Raw genomic sequence first — 18,987 nt, forward strand, 5'->3', positions numbered from 1 at the left:
GGTCGTCCGCACGAGGTGAGGAGGGGCGTCCTTTCGGGGGCGCCCCTCTTCGTCCGGCCTCCGACGCCGCCACCGCGACACTCGGCCTCCGGACATCCGGCAGGCGGACGCCGTGTCTTGCAGCACCTGTTCAGACTCGGGTCACCGCGGTGTGGAGTTCCCGTACGCCCGTGGTCCGCGGGTGTCGCTCGGCGAGTTCGTCGACGATGCTCCGGATCGCCGGCCGGTCGCGTACTTCGCCGGGGCTGGCCCGGTAGGCGTGCAGCAGGGCGCGGGCCGCTTGTTCGGGTCGGTTCCACGCCCACCACGCGCGCGCCATGTCGGTACCCATGCGGGCCTCGCGCTCGGCGGTCGGGAACTGGTCGGCGCGCAGGTTCCCTCCCGGTGCTTTGGGCTCCGGCCGACCGCCGGAGTCCAGGGCACGTAGGGGTGAGATTCCCTCGAACCGGTCCGCCCGGAGGCTGCGCGCGCCACCATGGGCCGGGTGACAGCCCTCGCCTCTGCAGACTTGTGGTACCACTACGGCCGCACCCGCCACGCTAGTGACCGGACCGTGCCCGACACGTTCCGGTGGGCCTGGGGCCAGGACTGCGGGCCCGGTCCGGACGTTCTCGGTGACCTGTCCGGACTGTGCGTCGCCGATCTCGGCGCGGGCGCAGCCCGGCATGCCGCCCACCTGGCCGTGCATCACCGGCCCGCCCGGGTCGTCGCCCTCGACGCATCACCCGCCCAGCACACCATGGCCACGGACCTGTACGGCCATCTCGCGCCACGCCTGCAGTTGGTCCGGTCGGACGTCGTGGAGCACTTGCAGGCGGCGCCAGGCACGTATGACGTGCTCTACAGCGTGTTCGGCGCGGTCGACTTCACAGAGCCGCGCCACCTGTTGCCGGCGGCGGCGTCCGCGCTGCGGCGGGGCGGGCGGCTGGTGTTCTCCACTCTCGCCCACTACCTCAGCGGGGCGCCCGCACAGCCTGACGTGGAGCACGCCGACATTCCGGCCAAGACCCCGGACGGGGAGCCGGTCACGATGCGTCGCTGGGTGCTCCAGGAGCACGTATGGGCCAAGCTTCTCGACGAGGCCGGATTCACGCGGATCAGCGGCGATCTCCTGCCCGCCGGGCAGGGGCCGCGAGCAGCCGACACACTGTTGCTCACCGCATGCCGCGGTCCGCTGCCGTGATGGCCGCCGGGGACGGTCGCTGAGGCCTCGGCCGCCGACTGACGCGCAAGCGTGGCCCGCACCCGGGCATCCGGGTGCGGGCCACGTGTGTTTGCTACGTCAGCGCTCGGACGCGTACGGCAGGAATGCGGCCCAGGTGGTGGCCGTGACGGCGAGGCGGGGGCCGTTCGGGACCTTGGAGTCGCGGACGAGGATGTGACACTCGTCGGGGGTGGCCACCTCGACGCAGTCGGGGCCGCTGGACGTGCTGTAACTGCTCTTTATCCACTCCAGCTTCATGTCTCTCCAAGCGCTTTCTCGATGAGGGCCATCGACTCCCGTGGGCTGAGAGCCTGTGCCCGGATGATTCCATACTGGATGTCCAGAAGCTGCACCTCCTTCGGCTCCGCGATCACACGGCTGATGTGCGCCACTTCGACATGACCGACAGTGCTGCCGTCCTCGAGCCTGAGCAACCTGAACGAGCCGTCGAGCCCGGAGTTCTCCTCGCGGCCCAGGGGCAGCACCTGGAGGTCGACGTTGGGGAACTTGGCCACCTGCAACAGCCTTTCGAGCTGCTCACGCATGACCATCTTGCCCCCAATGGGTCGTCGGAGCGTTGACTCACACTGGACGAAGTTGAAGAGCGGTCGAGCCGTCGTGTCACTGACGATCTCCTGTCGTGCCACGCGGGCCGACACCTGCTGCTCCAACTGGTCGGCGGTGAAGGGCGGGCGGCGGGCGCTGAGCACTGCCCGTGCGTACTTCTCGGTCTGCAGCAATCCATGGATGACGGAATTGTTGTAGGCACACAGCTCGGTGGCCTCTGCCTCCAATTTCTTCAGGTCCCGTACCTTTTTCGGGTACCGGACCTCTGCCACGTCCTGCTTGAGCGCTGCGATCTTCCCGCCCGCGCCCAACACCTCGTCCGCCGCGTCCAAGTACTCCGGCCGGGGGATCCGCCGCCCTCGCTCCACGCAGGAGACCGTCTCCTCCCCGTACTTGATCGCCGCCCCGAACTCCGCCTGCGTAAGGCCGGCTGCCTCCCGCCACAGTTTCAACTGCCGTGTGACCGTGCGCATCACGGCCCCGGCCTCTTCGTCGTCCAGCCCCGCTTCCCACTCACCCATGTTCGCCGCCTCCCGTCGCGCGCCCTTCCCCGGACCAACTCCGGCCGCCCGTGCCCGGTCACCCCGGGCAGGCCGGACAGAAACCGGACAGCCGGCGTACAGACGTTGGCCGTACGAGCTGCCCGTATTCACAGTGTGCGCACGCGTGAGCACACTGTGTGGCGAGAATCTGGAACTCCGCATCGCGGACATAGAAGGGACCCCCCATGACGACACTCGCCCCCGAGGCACCCTGGGCGCTGCGCCTGGTCACCGACCGGCTGCCGGTCGGGCCGCCGCCTTACGCGACCGTGACGCTCGACCCCGTCACGCAGACCGCCCGCTACACCGACACCGCCGGGCGGCCGGTCGAGATGGGCAAGCACGGGACGTCGAGGACGGCCAGCACCGCATCCGTGTCCGGGGGCGGTGACGGGAACGGCCCGCAGTCCCAGACGAGGGACGACAGCACCACCGACTACGAATCGGACTGACCGATGGCCTCCACCGTCCTGGTCGTCACCGCGCTGGAAGACGTCACGGCGGACCGGGTCGTCGCCGCGTTGAACGAGCGTGAGGTGCCCGTCGTCCGGGTCGACCCCGCCGACGTCGGGCCCGCTCTGATGTTCGGCTTCCGCATCGGCGCGGGCCGTCCGGCATGGCGCGGACGACTGCGTACGGCGAGCCGGGAGGTGGAGCCGGGAGAGGTGGCGGCGGTGTACTACCGCCGCCCCACTCCGTACGGTCCCCGGTTCGCGCATCTGCCCCGACAGCAGCGGGACTTCGCCGCCGCCGAGGCGCGGCACGGGCTCGGCGGGGTCCTGAACGCCCTGTCCGGCGTCCGGTACGTCAACCACCCGGCCGCGGTGGCTCGCGCGGAGTCCAAGCCCGCCCAGCTCCGCAGGCTCGCCCGGCTCGGACTGAGGATTCCTCCGACGCTGATCACCAACGACCGTAAGGCGGCGCGGGAGTTCGCCGCCGAGCACGGCCCCGTCGTATGCAAGACGTTCCGCGGTCTGCCCGCGGACGACGACGGACGCGCCGGGGCGATCTGGACCCAGCGGGTCGACCCGGGGACCTTCGACGACACGCTCACCGCGACCGCCCACCTGTTCCAGGCCGAGATCCCCAAGACCGGTGACGTGCGCGTCACCGTGGTCGGCCGTCGTGTCTTCGCCCAGCAGATCGCCGCACCGGACGGCGCGCTGGACTGGCGCCGGGGCGACTGGGACGCCCTGCTCCACGCCCCGATCACGGTGCCGCCGCCCATCGAGGCGGCGCTGCACACCTACCTGGCCTCGTTCGGTCTGGTCTTCGGCTGCTTCGACTTCGCCCTCACCGGTGACGGCGACGACCCGGAACACTGGACGGCGATCGAGTGCAACCCGAACGGGCAGTGGGGCTGGCTTCCCGACGCCGACGACATCACCGAGGCGTTCGCCGACCTCCTCACCGTGGAAAGGAAGGGCCGTCCATGACGCTGCCCGTCGACCTCGAAACCGATGCCGCGCGGCTGCGCGCGATCATGGCGGAGGACCTCGCCGTACGCGGGGTGCTGGACGATCCCGCCTGGCGGGCGGCGGTGGAGGCGGTGCCCCGGCACCGGTTCGCGCCCGGCTTCTATCTGCCCGGTGAGGAGCGGGACGGGCTGGGGCTGACCGTGTGGCAGCCGGTCACCGCCGCGCTCGATCCCGGGCGCTGGCTGGCCGCCGCGTACTCCGACACCACGCTCATCACGCAGTTCGACGGTGACGAACCCGACTGGGAGCACCCGGCCGAGCGGCACGGAGGGGCGCCGACCTCGTCCTCCACCCTGCCGTCGCTCGTGGTGCGGATGTGGGCCGACGCCGACGTGCGGGAGGGGCACACGGTGCTGGAGATCGGCACGGGGACGGGGTACTCGACCGCGCTCGCCTGCGAACGCCTCGGGTCGGCCGGCGTGACGAGCGTCGACGTGGACCCGTACCGGCTGGAGCGGGCCGCGAGCTCGCTGCACGGCTGCGGTTACGCGCCCACTCTCGCGGTCGCGGACGGGGTGTACGGGTACTGGCCCGAGGCCCCGTTCGACCGAATCGTCGCGGCCTGTTCCTTCCGGGCCGTGCCTCCGGCTCTCGTCGCCCAGACCCGGCCGGGCGGGAAGATCCTGCTGACGCTGTCCGGCTGGCTCTACGGCTACGCCCGCGTCCTGCTCACGGTCTCCGGGGACGGTACCGCCGAAGGGTGCCTGCTGGGCGGCACCGTCTCCTTCATGTCGGCGCGTACCCATGCGGCGCCGGCCTTCGGTAACCCCGCCCACTGGGCGGCGGAGCTGCCGGGGGAGGCGCGGGACGCCCGGCACGGGCCCGAGCGGATCACCGCCGCGACCGAGGAGGCCTTCCACCTGCGTTTCCTCGTGCAGAGCGCGGTGCCCGGTGCGCAACTGGCCACCGTCGGCGACGTCGTGCACCTGGTCGACGTGGTCAGCGGGTCGGCCGCCACGCTGACCCCGGACTGCGAGGGCGGTTGGCGTGTGCGGGAGGGCGGACCGGTCAGGCTGTGGGAGAGCGTCGAGCGGGTCGTCGACGTCTACGAAGCTGCCGGACGGCCGGGGTCGGAGAGCTTCACCCTGAGCGTCCACCATGGCGGGCAGCATCTGAGGCACCCGCGGGTGCCCTGCCTTCCGCTGCCATCGCCCGAGGGGCGGCCCGGACGGAGCCGGACAGCCTCCGGTCGCACGGGTCACTCGTCTTCACAACTGGCACGTGAGTGAACACGCTGAGTGACATGAATCAAAGGATCACCGCACCGCGCACTCCGCTCCGCCAGTACACCGTGCCGCTCTCCACCACATGTCGGGGTGCCCGGCTCGCCCGTCTGCTCGCCGCCGAGCAACTGGAGGCCTGGGGAGTGCCGTTGGACCCGGCCCGGCTGATCGTCGCCGAACTCGCCGCGAACGCCGTTCTGCACGGCCGGGTCCCCGGCCGGGGCTTCCGGCTCACCCTCGCCCTCACCATGGACGGGGTGCTGCGCATCGAGGTGATCGACCCCAGGGGCGAGAACGCACCCGTCACCCGTGACGCTCCACCGGAGCCCGCCGAGTCGGGCTACGGGCTGCTGCTGGTGGAGGAGGCGGCCGACCGCTGGGGTGTGCTGCCGGGGCCGTTCCCGTGCAAGACCGTGTGGGCCGAGGTGGAGCTCGGACGCTTCCGGTGACCTCAGCGGCAGAGGGCGTCGATGTCCTCGGCGAAGGCCGGGAACTCGGCGCGGGCCTCGGTCACGATGTCTCGGGCCGGACGCCGAGGGGTGGTGGCATGGCGTTCGGCGAGTGCGGTGAGGGCCGCGTCGGAGCGTGACTGGGCGGCCCCGTACATCACGGCCTCGAAAGGCCCGCAGCCGTCGGCCAGCATCCACAGGAAGTCGGAGAGGTTCCCGGCCACCACGCCGCACTCGCCCTCCGAGCCCACGAAGACCACGGGCTGTTCGGTGAGGGGCAGGCCGGGCCGCACGTACCAGAGGGCCGCGAGGCCGCCGGACCCGTCCTGCCCGAACACTCGGTAGGCGTCACCGCCGACTTCGGGGTTACCCGTCCATTGGCGCAGCCAGTCGGTGGTCTCCTCGGCCGAGTCGAAGACACCGTACGGTTCGAAGTCGATCCCCTCGCCGTCCGCGTAGTCGATCTCCATGCGGGCCAGTTCGGCGAGGGCGGGGGGAAGGGCGCGGTGGTCATCGGTCGTCTGGTTCACGCGCGTACCGTAACCGCCGGCCTGACGTACGTCCGAGCCTGCCGGCCGGATCGGGGCAGGCCGCTGGTGTGCGGGTGGTGGGCCGGGGGCCGATGGTGCGGGTCAGCCGCCCTGGCCGGCGCTGCCGATCGGACCTACCCGTACCGGGGTGCCGGAGCCGTCCGTGACGGGCAGCGAGGCGGCGCCCGGCCAGTCGAGGGTGACCGACTTCGTCTCGTTCGGCGGGGTCACCACCAGGCCGGTGACGCGGACGCCGGAGCCGCCCGAGTCGTTGATCGGGTAGGTGATGCCGAAGAACACCGACTCGCCGTCCTTGAGGACGACCGAGGGGGACTGCTCGCCGGTGCGCTCGGCGGACAGGGAGCCCGCGTTGGTCTTCAGATCGACGCCCGCGTAACCCGAGAGGGCGCAGTCCCGGCCGCCCCCGTTCTTGAACTCCACCGCGACGCTGCCGTCCTCGTCGCCGTCGATGGTGCTGTCCGTCGCCGTGACCTCAAGTTCGTCGGTGCGGCACTCGCCGATCTCGCCGTTCTCGTTGGAACCGGTTCCGGCGACCGTGCCCTGCCCCTCTTCCGAGTCCTTCCCGGTGGAGTCCTTCGCTGAGCCGGATTCCGAGCCACCGGCGGAGGGGGACGAGGCGGCGGCGGAGGAGTCGCTCGTCGCGTCGTCGTTCTGGCAGGCGCTGAGCGAGAGACCCGCGACGACGGCCAGGGCGGCGAGGGCGATCTTGTTGAGGCGCATGGGGTGTCTTCCTCGGTGTCGGTCGGGTGCCGGCCCGTCGGCGCGGGACGGCGTTTCCGCCCACCAAGAGCCGTCCGGTCCGTCCGCCGTTTCGCCCAACCATCCGCTGGTACACCCCTGTTACAGGCGTATCCCGTCCGTATCGTGCCGGGGGAGGGTGAGGGTGGGTCAGGAGGGGTCCTCCGCGCGGCGGCGGGCGATCTCGGTGCGGACGGCGGTCGCGCTGGTGTAGAGGCGGAGGAGGGTCGGGGTGGGGAGGATGCCGGCCGGGCAGTCGGGGGTGTGGTCGAAGCAGGCCTGCTGGTCGCGCCATTCGGGCAGGTAAGCGCCGCGGCAGAGGGGGCAGTACGTCGTCACGCGGTCGTCGAAGTCGTCGTCCCAGTCGATGCCCATGCTCATGGTTCCTGCCTCCGGCTGTGTCGGTTGCGTCGGACGCGTCGGGCCTCCGCCGTCGTGGTGACGGCCACGCGCACGGTGGCGACGACCACGAACGCGCAGGCGGCCCAGCGGCACGCCGCGTGCGCGGACGAGGCACTCTCGTGCGGGGCCAGCGCGGTGGCCGTGCCCATGCCGAGTGTCACCACACCCCAGTTGTAGAGCCTGACCGCTCTGCGGGACGACTGTTTCCAGATCTGGAAGTCGCGTTGCTGGATCTGCATGAGGACGGTGTCCGGAGGTTTCTCGGACGATCCGTACCAGGCGTCCAGGTCCGCCGGGTTGAAGAGATGGGTGGCCGCGTTGAAGCTGCTCTGGATGCAGGAGACGAAGAAGACGGCGCACACCGTCATCAGCGTCATGGCCGGTCCCGGCCAGCGGAACTTGTCGCCGTCGGCGGCCATCACCCCGGCGATCCCGATGGCCGCGGCGGCCAGCAGTGGGGCCGCGACGAAGTGCGCGTTCTGCGCGGCGTTGACATAGCCGATCTTCGGCGGGATCGCCCAGCGGTCCCTCGGCGTCTGCGACATGCTCCCCCCAGGAACCTGGTCCCGCCTGTCGGGCCAGGTCCCCGGCCACGGTACGGGCGAACGCCTCGGGGCTGTCCAGCGTCAGGGTGTGCCCACCGGGGGCCGGGCCGACTGGGCGTCGGTAAAGGCACGGGTGGGGCGGGCGTAGCGTAGGTGGTATGACGACGTACGGATCCTTTCCCGGCACGCGGCCCCGGCGTCTGCGGACCACCCCCGCCATGCGTCGGATGGTCGCCGAGACCCGGCTGCACCCCGCCGACTTCATCCTCCCGGCCTTCGTGCGCGAGGGCGCGGACGAACCCGTGCCGATCGCTGCCATGCCGGGTGTCGTGCAGCACACCCGCGACAGCCTGAAGAAGGCCGCCGCGGAGGCGGTGGCGGCCGGGGTCTCCGGGATCATGCTGTTCGGCGTGCCGGAGGAGTCGAAGAAGGACGCCGTCGGGACGCCGGGCACCGACCCGGACGGCATCCTCCAGGTGGCGCTGCGCGATGTGCGGGCCGAGGTCGGGGACGACCTGCTCGTCATGTCCGACCTGTGCCTGGACGAGACCACCGACCACGGGCACTGCGGCGTCCTCGACGAGCAGGGGCGCGTGGACAACGACGCCACGCTCGAGCGGTACGCCGAGATGGCGCAGGTCCAGGCCGACGCGGGCGCCCACGTGGTGGGTCCGAGCGGGATGATGGACGGGCAGATCGGGGTCGTCCGCGACGCCCTCGACCAGATCGGGCGGGAGGACGTCGCCATCCTGGCGTACACCGCCAAGTACGCCTCGGCCTTCTACGGGCCGTTCCGGGAGGCCGTCGCCTCCTCGCTGCAGGGCGACCGCAAGACGTACCAGCAGGACCCGGCGAACGTCCGTGAGTCGATGCGGGAGCTGGCGCTCGACCTGGAGGAGGGCGCCGACATGGTGATGGTGAAGCCGGCGGGCCCGTATCTGGACATTCTGGCGCGGGTCGCGGACGCGGTGGACGTGCCGGTGGCGGCGTACCAGATCTCCGGTGAGTACTCGATGATCGAGGCCGCCGCCGAGAAGGGCTGGATCGACCGGGACCGGGCGATCCTCGAGACGCTGACCGGCATCAAGCGGGCCGGTGCGCGCAACATCCTCACCTACTGGGCCACCGAGGCGGCCCAGAAGCTGAGCGCCGTTCAGTAGGTGAGGGCGTCGTCCATCGACTGCTGCCAGTAGGACACCGCCAGCGTGCTGTCGTAGTACACGCCCTTCGCCGGCAGGGACGGGATCGCGGAGGGGCCGCCGCTGCTGTTAGGCGTGCGGCCCTGGAAGCCGACGGCGAGCTTGTGGCCGGTGGTGCCGCCGTCGCCGCTGCCGTCGGCGGCCGACAGCAGCACCCCGGCGTACGCCGACTCGCCCGGGTCGATGCCGACCACGGCCTGCGGCTTCGTCTCCTCGATCGGCTGCGGCACCCACTGCATCTCGTCGAAGCGGAGCACCGGGTAGTAGGTGAGGTCGCAGGGCCCCGAACCGGTGTTCTTGACCGTGATCAGCATGTGGTTGAGGGGGCGGGAGACCGGCCGGGCGGTGACGGTGGTGTTGGAGCCGTTGCAGGCGACGCGGGTCTCCGGACCGTCGTCGGCCCCCTCGTCGGTCTTGCCGTCGTCCGTGTTCCCGCCCTTGCCCCCGCTCCCGGTGTCCTTGCCTCCGCTCCCGGTGTCCTTGCCGCCGCCGGCTTCATGGCTGCCGCCGCCGGCCGCCGTCGGGGCGCTGGAGGCGGAGTCGTCCTTCCCGGCGTCCGAGGGTGTGTCCGTGGTCGCCGTCGCGGTCGGCCGGGAGGTGCTGCCCGCGCCCTCGTCCTCGGTTCCGGTGCCGTCCTCGCAGGCCGTGAGGGCGAGGGCGGCGAGGGTGGCGCCGGTGGCGGCGAGCAGGCGGATGCGGGACGTACGCATGGCGAAATCCTTTGCTTCGAGTACGGGTTCGGCGTGGCCGCTCGACCGGTGACCGGGAGCGGCGTGCTTGGATGACCAGAGCTTGTCGGGTGATCCGTCCCGGCTGCCACACCTGACGGGGCATCCGGGACGCTGGAACGCTCATACCGCTGTGACCTGGGGAAACGACCGTTCCCTGGAACGGCGGAATGGGACACGGGGGTGGGAGGAACGGTGTCGGAGGGCACGGCCGCGGCGGAGTTCGCCGCACGGTTGAGGGAGCTGAAGGAGCGGTCCGGGCTGAGCTACGGGGTGCTCGCCAAGCGGCTCCACATGAGTACGTCGACCCTGCACCGCTACTGCAACGGGGACGCGGTGCCGGCCGAGTACGCACCGGTGGAACGGCTGGCCCGGCTCTGCAAGGCGGGTCCCGGGGAACTGGTCGAGCTGCACCGGCGGTGGGTGCTGGCGGACGCGGCACGGGGGCGGAAGGGGGCACCCGCGGAGGCGGTCGCACCGGCCTCGGAGGCACCGGCCACTGACCCGGGGGCCGGTGCCGCGGCGACGGAGACCGGTGCCGCGGAAACGCAGCCCGCAGCCCCGGACGACGGCCCTCCGCAGGACGAGGTCCCCGAAGTCACCGACTCCGGCGCACCCCGGCCCGCCCCCCGTTCCCGCCGCCGCACCCGCACCGCCGTCCTCGCCGGAATCGCGGTGGCCGCCGTGCTCGGCGGGGTCACCCTCGGCCTGAGCCTCTCGGGGGGCGGGGAGACGGACGGGGACGGCCGGAAGGGGCCGGTCGGGGCCGCGAACGCCGGCGACGGGGCGGGCGAGGACGTCACCGCGTCACCGTCCCCGTCGGCCTCGCCCTCGACCTCGCCCTCCGCCGGGAAGAAGGAGAAGGGGGCGCCCAGCGCCTCCGCCTCCCCGTCCGCCGCCCCGCCGGAAGCCGCCAAGGGCGGGGGAGGTCAGGCGGACGCCGTGCCGCTCACCGTGCGCACCGCCCCGTACACCTGGGAGGACCCCTGCTCGCAGCGGTACCTGATCGACCGGGCGCCGGGCGAGGTGCCGCCGCCCCCGCTGGAGCAGGACGTGCCCGCGTGGACGAGCGCGGTCGGCGCGGTGTCGTCGGGCGGGCAGTACGTGCAGCTCACCGTGCAGGGCACGGGTGCGGAGACGGTCGTGGTGGAAGGGCTCACCGTGCGGGTGGCGGGCAAGCGGTCGCCGCTCGCCTGGAACGACTTCGCCATGGGCTACCCCGGTGTCGGCTGCGGCGGCAACGTGCCCACGCGTTCCTTCACCGTCGCCCTGGACGCCGCGCGGCCGGTCGTGACGCCGGAGTCCGGGCACCGCGACTTCCCGTTCAAGGTGAGCGAGTCGGACCCCGAGATCTACTACATCAAGGCCGACGCCTCGGCGTACGACGTGAGCTGGTCCCTGGAGCTGAAGTGGTCCAGCGGCTCCCGCAGCGGCACGCTCACCCTGGACGACAAGGGCCGCCCCTTCCGTACCAGCGGCAACAACGGGCGCCCGGCGTACGAGTTTCCGCTGGGCGGGGAGAAGTGGGTCCCGGAAGGCACCACGAAGCTCGAGTAGTGCCCTCCGGGACTCCGGGACCGGCTTTCGCGATCCTCTCCCGGCGACGCGGGATCACGGCGCCGGCACGGTCTCCTTCTCGCCCCGCAGGGCGGCCAGCCGGGCCTGCCGGGTGCGGGGCCCGAACAGGGCCAGGGCGACGGCCCCGACCAGCCAGGTCGCGGCGATGAAGTAGAAGACGCTCGCGTAGCCGTTGCTCTGGTAGAGCGCCGCGACGATCAGCGGACCGGCGGCGTTCGACAGCCGTCCGAGGCCGTAGGAGACGCCGGTGCCCAGCGAGCGGCCGCGGGTGTCGAACAGCTCGGGGGAGTAGGCGTAGGCGAGGGCCGTGTAGCCGCGCTCGAACATGTTGACCAGGAAGCCGAACACGATGATCAGCACCGGGTTGAAGGTCAGGCCGTACAGCAGACCGCACAGCGCGATGACCGTGCCGAAGGCGGCCAGGCTCCACTTGCGTTCGAAGCGGTCGGTGACCAGGGACGCGAGATACGAGCCGAGCGGTGCGCCGACGGTGGTGAGCGCCACGTAGAAGACGGACTTCTCGACGCTGAAGCCCTCCTTGGCGAGCAGCGTGGGCGCCCAGCTGGAGAAGCCGAAGAAGCCGATGGTCTGGGTCACCCACAGCACCGTGAGCAGCAGCGTCGGGAAGAGGTACTTCTTCTGCAGCAGCACGCGCAGCGGCGTCCGGGTCGACGGGGTCTCGGCCACCGGGGGAGCCGGCTCGGGCAGCGGGCCCTTCTCCGCGGCGACGCTCGCCTCGATCTCCCGCAGGACCTCGTCGGCCTTGGCGTGCTCGCCCCGGCTTTCGTACCAGCGGGGCGACTCCTTCAGCCGCTTGGTGAACAGGACGAGCAGGATGCCCAGCGAGCCCCAGAGGTAGACGAGCCGCCACGACCAGTCGTTGAGCGGCACGACCGCGCTGGCGATGAGGTTGGTGGCCGGGGTGCCGCAGATGCCGATGACGATGGCGTACGCCTGGTACTTGCCGCGGACGGCGGCCGGGTACATCTCGTTGACGTAGATGACCGCGACGACGGTCATCGCCGCGAGGCCCGCCGAGGTGAGCACGCGGAACACGCCCAGCGACACGACGTCCCAGGAGAACACGGACACGAACGAGAACGCGCCGAACCAGACGGTGGTCAGCATCAGGGCCCGTTTGCGGCCCCAGCGGTCGGCCATCGCGCCGGCGCAGATCGAGCCGACGAACATGCCGACGAACGACAACGAGGTCACGTAGGCGATCTGGTCGATCGTCACGCCCCACAGCTTGATCAGCTTGGGCGCGGTCGTCGCGAAGGTGTTGATGTCCGCGAACTCGAAGAAGTAGGCGAAGGAGACGGCCACCAGGGTGACCTTGTGGAACCGGCCGATCGGCAGCCGGTCCAGCCGGTTCATCGCGTTGGCGTGGGTGGGTGAGTGCTGCACGGTTCAGATCTCCTCGCCGGGCCAGTACAGGTTCATGGGGTTGTCGACGAGCAACTTGCGCCGCTGTTCGGGCGTGACCGCGATCCGCGGCACGTAGTCGACGAGGAGGCCGTCGTCGGGCATGTGGTCGGTCAGGTTGGGGTGGGGCCAGTCGGTGCCCCACAGCACCCGGTCGGGGAACTCCTCCACGACGCGGCGGCCGAAGGGCACGACATCGGCGTACGGGAGCCGTTCGCCGTTCAGGGCGGCGGGCCCGGTCGCGCTGAGACGTTCGGGGCAGGTCACCTTGACCCAGACGTCGCCGTCGCCGACGAACCGCAGGAACCGGGAGAACTCCGGTCCGTCCGCCGGCCGGGTCACGTCCGGGCGGCCCATGTGGTCCACCACCAGCGGGGTGGGCAGCGAGGCGAAGAAGTCCTCCAGGTCGGGCAGGTCGGCGCTCTCGAAGTAGAGGACGACGTGCCAGCCCAGCGGGGCGACCTTGTCCGCGATCACCCGCAGGTCGTCCCGGGGCGAGGCGTCGACCAGACGCCGTACGAAGTTGAACCGCACCCCGCGTACGCCCGCCGCGTGCAGTTCCTCCAGCTCGCGTTCGGTGACGTCCGGGCGGACGGAGGCGACGCCCCGCGCCCGGTTCCCGGCCGACCGTACGGCGTCGACCATGGCGGAGTTGTCCGTGCCGTGGCAGGTGGCCTGCACGACGACGGTGCGCGAGATTCCCAAGTGGTCGCGGAGCGCGAACAGTTGATCCTTGCCGGCGTCGCAGGGCGTGTACTTGCGCTGCGGCGCGAAGGGGAAGGCGGCCTGGGGGCCGAAGACATGGCAGTGGGCGTCGACGGCGCCCGGCGGGAGCCGGAAGGCGGGCCGGGACGGGTCCGGATGCCAGTCGAGCCAGCCCGGGGTCTTGGCGGTGGGCATGGGTCTCCTCGGGGAGGGGAAACGGGGCGGGGAGGGGGGTGCGGGCGGGGGCCTTCGGGCCGGGTCAGCGGCCCTGGCTCTTCAGCAGCGCGTCCAGGCGCGGGTACACGGCGCGGGCGTTGTGCTCCTGGACGGCGGCCAGGTCCGCCGGGGACAGCGCGGCGGCCTCGGCGTAGCGACGGGTGTCGTCGAAGTGGTGGCCGCTGCAGGGATCGATGTCGCGGACGGCGCCGATCATCTCGGAGGCGAAGAGGATGTTCCTGGCCGGCAGGACGTCGAACAGCAGGTCCGCGCCAGGCTGGTGGTACACGCAGGTGTCGAAGAAGACGTTGCCCAGGACGTGTTCCTCCAGCGGCGGCTTGCCGAGCGCCATCGCCAGCCCCCGGAAGCGGCCCCAGTGGTAGGGCACCGCGCCGCCGCCGTGCGGGATGACCAGGCGCAGCTCCGGGAAGTCGGCGAACAGATCACCCTGGACGAGCTGCATGAACGCCGTGGTGTCGGCGTTGAGGTAGTGCGCTCCGGTGGTGTGGAAGGCGGGGTTCACGCTGGTGCTGACGTGGATCATCGCCGGGATGCCGTACTCGGCCATCTTCTCGTAGACCGGGTACCAGGAGCGGTCGGTGAGCGGCGGGGCGGTCCAGTGGCCGCCGGACGGGTCGGGGTTCAGGTTCACCGCGACGGCGCCGTACTCCTCGACGCAGCGGACCAGTTCGGGGACGCAGGTGGCGGGGTCGACGCCGGGCGACTGCGGGAGCATCGCGGCGGGCGCGAACCGCTCCGGGTACAACTGGCTCACGCGGTAGCAGAGTTCGTTGCAGATCGCGGCCCACTCGGCGGAGGTGCGGAAGTCCCCGACGTGGTGCGCCATGAAGGAGGCGCGCGGGGAGAAGACCGTCAGGTCGATGCCGCGCTCGTCCATCAGCCGCAGCTGGTTCGCCTCGATGGTCTCGCGCAGCTCGTCGTCGCCGATGCGCAGGTCGGCGCGGGCGGGGGCGAGGGCCGGATCGGCGAGCCCGGCGATCTGCCGGTCCCGCCACGCCGCCAGGGCCGGCGGGGCGGTCGTGTAGTGGCCGTGGCAGTCGATGATCATGGCTGGTTCCTCTGCTCCGGTACGTCGTCCTCGACCGCTGCAGCCTGGCTCCGCCCGCCACGGCGACGGGAGACGGCCGTGCCCAGAACTAACCTCCCCTTAACATTCCGGACCCGGGCCGTCCGGCCGCGCTCCGGCCGCGCTCCGACCGCGCTCCGGGGGCACCTCCGGCGGTGGTCTACATTCGGAACCGGAAGTTCCTCACAGTGGCCGGAGGGAGGCGGGCGGGGATGCAGATACTGCTGGCCGAGGACGACGACGGAGTGGCCGCGGCCCTCGTCGAGGTCCTGTACGACCACGGCCACGACACCCGCCGGGTGCGCCACGGCAGGGACGTCCTGACCTACCACCGCAGCGCCGACCTGCTGCTCCTCGATCTGGGCCTGCCCGACATCGACGGCCTGGAGGTACTGCGCGGACTGCGGGCGGTGAGCGGCGTCTCGGTGCTGATCCTCACGGCGCGCGGCGACGAGCGCTCCGTGGTGCGCGGGCTGCGGCTCGGCGCCGACGACTACCTGGTCAAGCCGGTACGGCTCACCGAGCTGCTCGCCCGGATCGAGGCCGTCACCCGGCGCACCACCGCCCGCGCGGTCACCCCGGCCGCCCCCGGCGCGCGCACGGTCCGCTCCGGTGACGTGGAGGTCGACCTCGACGCGCGCCGGGTCAGGGTGGACGGCACGGAGGTCGAGCTGACCGCGAAGGAGTTCGACGTCCTCGCCGCCCTGGCCGCACGCGCCGGCACGGCGGTCAGCCGCGAGCAGCTCCTGGACGAGGTGTGGGGCGACGCCCACCACGCCGTGTCCCGCTCCCTCGACGTCCACCTCACCCAGCTGCGCGCCAAGCTGGGCCGCCCCGGCCCGCTCACCACCATCCGCGGCTTCGGCTACCGCTTCGGGGACTGAGGGACCGGCGCGTGCGTACCCGGGTCCAGGCCGTGCTGCTGGTGTTCGGCATCCTCGTGGTCGCCGCGTTCGCCGTCCCCCTGCTGCTGTTCACCGCCTCCGACCGCACCCAGCAGCTGGTCCTGGCCCGCAGCTCCTCCCTCGACCGCTTCGCGTCGCTGATGGACCAGGCGGCGGCGACCGGCGACACCTCCGCGGTCGTCGCCGAGGCCCGCCGCTACACCCGCCTCTACGGCGAACCGCTCGTCGTCACCGACGTCCGCCGGGTCCCCGTCGTCCAGACCGGCGGCATGCGCGCCGCCGACCCCGCCGTCGCCCCGCTGATCGACGCGGCCCTGCGCAACCAGACCGCGCACCCCGGGGGCCCGCTGCGCCCGTGGTCACGCGGCCACCGCACGTTCGCCCAGCCCGCCGGCACCGGCACCCGCGTCACCGGCGCCGTCGTCATGCGGGCGTCGGTGGGGGCCGCGGCGCGGGACATCACCCGGAGCTGGGCCGCCGTACTGGCCGGCACGGCACTGGTCGCCCTCGCCTGCACGGCCCTCGCCCGGGCCGCCACCCGCTGGGTGGTCAGCCCGCTGCGCCGGCTCGACCGCGCCGTGGGCCAGCTCGCGGCCGGACTGCCGCCCGAGCAGACCAGCGCCGGCGGCCCGCCGGAACTGCGTCAGCTCGCCACCGGCTTCAACCGCATGGCGAGCACCGTCACCGCCGCCCTGGAGCAGCAGCGCCGGCTCGTCGCCGACACCTCCCACCAGATGCGCAACCCGATGGCCGCGCTCAGGCTCCGGGTCGACGCCCTGCACACCCATCTGCCGGCCTCCGCCGACCGCACGTACAACGGCGTCACCGGCGAGCTCGACCGGCTGGAGACCCTGCTGGACGACATGCTGGCCCTCGCCGCCGCGGAGCACCGGGCCGGGGAGCTGACGGTGACCGACGGCACGGACGCCCGCTGCGACGCGGCCGCCGTCGCGCTGAGCCAGCACCGGCGGTGGGAGCCGGTCGCCCACCGCGCCGGAATCACCCTCACCACCGACGCCCCCGCCCCGGTCACCGCCGCCTGCACCGACCGCGAGCTCACCCAGATCACGGACATCCTCCTGGACAACGCCATCAAGTACGCGGGGGGCCCCGGCGCCCGGATCACGCTCGGCTGCACCGCCGAGGGCTCCCACGCGGTGCTCACGGTGACGGACGACGGCCCCGGCCTCGACCCGGACGAGCTCGCCCGGGCCACCACCCGCTTCTGGCGCTCGGCCCGGCAGTCCGGGACGGCCGGCACGGGCCTGGGGCTGGCGATCGCCGAACAGCTCCTGTCCGGGCGGGAAGGCCGGCTGGAACTCCGCCCGGCGCGGCCCCGCGGACTGCGGGCGAGGGCGCTCGTCCCGCGCGCCCCGGGTGAGGACGGCACGCCGTGACGCCACTTCCCGATCGCCGTACCGTGCTGCGGACGGGCGCCGGCGCGGCGGCCGCCGTCGCCCTCGGGGGCGTGCTCGCCGGCGACACCTCAGGGCGGGGACCCGGACCGGGCGGCGTGCTCCGTCTCGCGACCGGCGAGCCCACGGCGTTCTACGCGGCCTTCGGCCGGCTGCTCGCCGCCGAGATCGAGCGCGCCCACCCCCGCCTGAGCTGCCGTGTCCGCACCACGGCGGGCAGCACCGCCAACATCGAGCTGCTCCGCGACGGCCGGGCCGACCTCGCGCTCGTCCTCACCGACACCGCCCGCGCCGCCCGGGGCGACGGCCTCTTCCCGCGTCCGGTGCCCGTGCGCGCGCTCGGCAGGCTCTACGAGACCTACCTCCAGTTCGCCGTCCGCGCCGACTCGCCCGTACGCACGGTGTCCGGCCTCGCCGGGCACAAGGTGTCGCTCGGCGCCGTCGGCTCGGGCGCGGCCCTCCTCGGCGAACGCATCCTCAACGCCGCCGGCCTGTCGCCCGGCACCGACGTCCCCGTCCTCCATCTGCGGCTGGCGGAGGCGGCCGACGCCCTGCGGGACGGCTCCATCGAGGGCCTGCTCGTGGCGGGCGGCGTACCGCTGCCCACCCTCACCGACCTCGACGCCGGGCCCGGACTGCGGTTCCTGCCGCTGGCCGGACTGCTGCCCCGGCTCGGCGGTCACGAGGGCCTGGCCGCCTCGGGCCTGGAGGAGGTGCCGTTCCCGCAGGGCGCCTACCGCGGGGCGGGCGGCGTCGCCACCATCGGCGTCTCCAACCTGCTGGTGTGCCGTCCGGGCCTGGCCCCCGCCGTGGCCGACGCGGTCACCCGCCTGCTGGTGCTGCGCGCCACCGCCCTCGTCCCCGCGCACGCCGTCGGCGCCCAGTTCCTGGACGTGCGCACCCTGATCGGCACCGGCAGCGTCCCGCTGCACCCCGGCGCGGTCTCGGCGTACCGCTCACTGCACGGCTGAGCGGCATCCGGCACCGGCCGGCCGTGCGGAGCGGGCACCACCAAGTGCGGGAGCGCGTTAGGTTGTTGAACGCCGACAGACCTCACAGAACCCAGGGGAGACGCCCATGACCGGTGACGCGCTCAGTCAGGATCCCACCGAGCTGCAGCGGCGGATCGACAGCAGCAGGGCGCATCCGGCCCGGGTCTACGACGTCTTCCTCGGGGGCAAGGACCACTACCCCGCCGACCTGGCGGCGGCCGCCGCGGCGCTGGCCGCGAACCCGACCGGCTTCCTCGACGTGCGGCACAACCGCGACTTCCTGCGGCGCGCGGTGAACACGCTGGTGAAGGAGGACGGCATACGCCAGTTCCTCGACATCGGCACCGGGCTGCCCACCGCGGAGAACGTGCACCAGATCGCCCAGCGCGTCGCCCCCGAGTCCCGCGTGGTGTACGTCGACAACGACCCGGTGGTGCTGGCGCACGCGCGCGCCCTGCTCACCAGCGGGCCCGAGGGGCTTACGGACTACATCGACGCGGACCTGAAGGACCCCGCGGCCATCCTCGAACGGGCCGCTAAGACACTGGACTTCGACCGGCCCATCGCCCTGTGCCTGGTCGCCGTCCTGCACTTCGTCGAGGACGAGGAGGCGTACCCGATCGTGCGCGAACTCGTCGACGCGCTGCCCGCCGGCAGCCGGCTGGTCCTCAGCCACCTCACCGAGGACCTCAACCCCGAGAACGTGCGGGCGGTGCAACGCACCTACACCGAGCGCGGGTTCACCTTCGTGCTGCGGACACGGGCGGACGTGGAGCGGTTCTTCACCGAGCACTCCCTGGACATCGTGGAACCGGGTGTGGTCCCGGCGCACCACTGGCGCCCCGACCACGCGGCCCCCGTCCCCGCCCAGCCGGAGGCCGCCTACCTGGAGGGCCTCGACCCGGTCGAGCGGGTCCGCTACGCGGACATCAACGACGTGACGGACGCCGACATCAACGTCTACGCGGCGGTCGCCACGAAGGGCTGAGACGGTCCCGGCCGTCCGGATGACGGAAGGCCACTTGTAGAGGGCACGTA

21 protein-coding genes and 1 pseudogene are annotated in these 18,987 nt (G+C 72.4%); 11 read left to right on the plus strand and 11 right to left on the minus strand.

The features are described 5' to 3' along the window. Positions 1 to 130 precede the first annotated feature (130 nt). Positions 131 to 382 (minus strand): annotated as a pseudogene (locus CNQ36_RS19910) (transcriptional regulator); the annotation flags it as partial. A 93-nt stretch (positions 383 to 475) separates the two neighbouring features. Between CNQ36_RS19910 and CNQ36_RS19915 the strand changes: the two are divergent. Next, a complete protein-coding gene (locus CNQ36_RS19915; RefSeq protein WP_121546989.1) occupies positions 476 to 1,183 on the plus strand; it encodes a class I SAM-dependent methyltransferase in 708 nt (235 codons plus the stop codon). A gap of 99 nt (positions 1,184 to 1,282) precedes the next feature. On the opposite strand, the gene CNQ36_RS19920 is transcribed toward CNQ36_RS19915, so the two are convergent. Beyond that, positions 1,283 to 1,462, minus strand: a complete 180-nt coding sequence (locus CNQ36_RS19920) for a DUF397 domain-containing protein (protein ID WP_040906461.1) — start codon at positions 1,460 to 1,462, stop codon at positions 1,283 to 1,285. Beyond that, the gene (locus CNQ36_RS19925; protein WP_121546990.1) at positions 1,459 to 2,292 is read right to left on the minus strand and encodes a helix-turn-helix domain-containing protein; all 834 of its coding nucleotides are present in this window, start codon (positions 2,290 to 2,292) and stop codon (positions 1,459 to 1,461) included. The genes CNQ36_RS19920 and CNQ36_RS19925 overlap by 4 nt, the downstream gene beginning before the upstream one ends. Before the next feature lie 206 nt (positions 2,293 to 2,498). On the opposite strand from CNQ36_RS19925, the gene CNQ36_RS19930 reads away from it, so the two are divergent. The 4 genes from CNQ36_RS19930 to CNQ36_RS19945 are packed head-to-tail and all read left to right on the plus strand — an operon-like array spanning position 2,499 to position 5,463. Next, a complete protein-coding gene (locus CNQ36_RS19930; RefSeq protein WP_121546991.1) occupies positions 2,499 to 2,765 on the plus strand; it encodes a putative ATP-grasp-modified RiPP in 267 nt (88 codons plus the stop codon). Positions 2,766 to 2,768: 3 nt separating this feature from the next. Next, the gene (gene tgmB / locus CNQ36_RS19935) at positions 2,769 to 3,749 is read left to right on the plus strand and encodes an ATP-grasp ribosomal peptide maturase (protein ID WP_121546992.1); all 981 of its coding nucleotides are present in this window, start codon (positions 2,769 to 2,771) and stop codon (positions 3,747 to 3,749) included. Beyond that, positions 3,746 to 5,020 (plus strand): ATP-grasp peptide maturase system methyltransferase, encoded by a 1,275-nt coding sequence (tgmC, locus tag CNQ36_RS19940; protein WP_121546993.1) that lies wholly within the window; start codon positions 3,746 to 3,748, stop codon positions 5,018 to 5,020. Before tgmB ends, tgmC begins: the two co-directional genes overlap by 4 nt. A gap of 14 nt (positions 5,021 to 5,034) precedes the next feature. Next, the gene (locus CNQ36_RS19945; RefSeq protein ID WP_121546994.1) at positions 5,035 to 5,463 is read left to right on the plus strand and encodes an ATP-binding protein; all 429 of its coding nucleotides are present in this window, start codon (positions 5,035 to 5,037) and stop codon (positions 5,461 to 5,463) included. Between the two features lie 2 nt (positions 5,464 to 5,465). Here CNQ36_RS19945 and CNQ36_RS19950 read toward each other — a convergent pair whose 3' ends face one another. The 4 genes from CNQ36_RS19950 to CNQ36_RS19965 form a co-directional block, all read right to left on the minus strand. Next, positions 5,466 to 5,993, minus strand: a complete 528-nt coding sequence (locus tag CNQ36_RS19950; protein WP_121546995.1) for an SMI1/KNR4 family protein — start codon at positions 5,991 to 5,993, stop codon at positions 5,466 to 5,468. Positions 5,994 to 6,095: 102 nt separating this feature from the next. Next, positions 6,096 to 6,734 (minus strand): DUF4232 domain-containing protein, encoded by a 639-nt coding sequence (locus CNQ36_RS19955; protein WP_121546996.1) that lies wholly within the window; start codon positions 6,732 to 6,734, stop codon positions 6,096 to 6,098. Between the two features lie 168 nt (positions 6,735 to 6,902). After that, positions 6,903 to 7,133, minus strand: coding sequence for a hypothetical protein (locus CNQ36_RS19960; protein ID WP_163013309.1), 231 nt, complete (start codon positions 7,131 to 7,133; stop codon positions 6,903 to 6,905). After that, positions 7,130 to 7,699 (minus strand): hypothetical protein, encoded by a 570-nt coding sequence (locus tag CNQ36_RS19965; protein WP_121546998.1) that lies wholly within the window; start codon positions 7,697 to 7,699, stop codon positions 7,130 to 7,132. Before CNQ36_RS19965 ends, CNQ36_RS19960 begins: the two co-directional genes overlap by 4 nt. Positions 7,700 to 7,857: 158 nt before the next feature. Here CNQ36_RS19965 and hemB point away from each other — a divergent pair, with 158 nt between their 5' ends. Next, positions 7,858 to 8,859, plus strand: a complete 1,002-nt coding sequence (gene hemB / locus CNQ36_RS19970) for a porphobilinogen synthase (RefSeq protein ID WP_121546999.1) — start codon at positions 7,858 to 7,860, stop codon at positions 8,857 to 8,859. On the opposite strand, the gene CNQ36_RS19975 is transcribed toward hemB, so the two are convergent. Beyond that, positions 8,853 to 9,608 (minus strand): DUF4232 domain-containing protein, encoded by a 756-nt coding sequence (locus tag CNQ36_RS19975; RefSeq protein WP_121547000.1) that lies wholly within the window; start codon positions 9,606 to 9,608, stop codon positions 8,853 to 8,855. The genes hemB and CNQ36_RS19975 overlap by 7 nt on opposite strands. A 213-nt stretch (positions 9,609 to 9,821) precedes the next feature. On the opposite strand from CNQ36_RS19975, the gene CNQ36_RS19980 reads away from it, so the two are divergent. After that, positions 9,822 to 11,183: a helix-turn-helix domain-containing protein gene (locus CNQ36_RS19980; protein ID WP_121547001.1), complete on the plus strand. Its 1,362-nt coding sequence runs from the start codon at positions 9,822 to 9,824 to the stop codon at positions 11,181 to 11,183. A gap of 54 nt (positions 11,184 to 11,237) precedes the next feature. Here CNQ36_RS19980 and CNQ36_RS19985 read toward each other — a convergent pair whose 3' ends face one another. From CNQ36_RS19985 to CNQ36_RS19995, 3 genes are all read right to left on the minus strand, one after another. Beyond that, positions 11,238 to 12,611 carry an MFS transporter gene (locus CNQ36_RS19985; RefSeq protein WP_206278478.1) on the minus strand — a complete coding sequence of 458 codons (1,374 nt, stop codon included), beginning with the start codon at positions 12,609 to 12,611 and terminating at the stop codon, positions 11,238 to 11,240. A gap of 3 nt (positions 12,612 to 12,614) precedes the next feature. Next, complete coding sequence (locus CNQ36_RS19990; protein ID WP_121547002.1) at positions 12,615 to 13,529, minus strand: amidohydrolase family protein; 915 nt, start codon at positions 13,527 to 13,529, stop codon at positions 12,615 to 12,617. 64 nt (positions 13,530 to 13,593) lie between these two features. Then, complete coding sequence (locus tag CNQ36_RS19995; RefSeq protein ID WP_121547003.1) at positions 13,594 to 14,619, minus strand: amidohydrolase family protein; 1,026 nt, start codon at positions 14,617 to 14,619, stop codon at positions 13,594 to 13,596. Between the two features lie 230 nt (positions 14,620 to 14,849). Between CNQ36_RS19995 and CNQ36_RS20000 the strand changes: the two genes are divergently transcribed. The 4 genes from CNQ36_RS20000 to CNQ36_RS20015 all read left to right on the plus strand — a co-directional run bounded on the left by CNQ36_RS20000 (position 14,850) and on the right by CNQ36_RS20015 (position 18,937). Next, complete coding sequence (locus CNQ36_RS20000; RefSeq protein WP_121547004.1) at positions 14,850 to 15,521, plus strand: response regulator transcription factor; 672 nt, start codon at positions 14,850 to 14,852, stop codon at positions 15,519 to 15,521. Between the two features lie 11 nt (positions 15,522 to 15,532). After that, positions 15,533 to 16,939, plus strand: coding sequence for a sensor histidine kinase (locus CNQ36_RS20005; protein WP_121547005.1), 1,407 nt, complete (start codon positions 15,533 to 15,535; stop codon positions 16,937 to 16,939). After that, positions 16,936 to 17,928, plus strand: a complete 993-nt coding sequence (locus CNQ36_RS20010) for a TAXI family TRAP transporter solute-binding subunit (protein ID WP_121547006.1) — start codon at positions 16,936 to 16,938, stop codon at positions 17,926 to 17,928. Before CNQ36_RS20005 ends, CNQ36_RS20010 begins: the two co-directional genes overlap by 4 nt. Before the next feature lie 106 nt (positions 17,929 to 18,034). After that, entirely contained in the window at positions 18,035 to 18,937 is a 903-nt protein-coding gene (locus CNQ36_RS20015; RefSeq protein WP_121547007.1) for an SAM-dependent methyltransferase, read from the plus strand. The last annotated feature ends 50 nt before the right edge of the window (positions 18,938 to 18,987 follow it).

The sequence above is a fragment of the Streptomyces fungicidicus genome (assembly GCF_003665435.1).
GTDB lineage: Bacteria > Actinomycetota > Actinomycetes > Streptomycetales > Streptomycetaceae > Streptomyces > Streptomyces fungicidicus.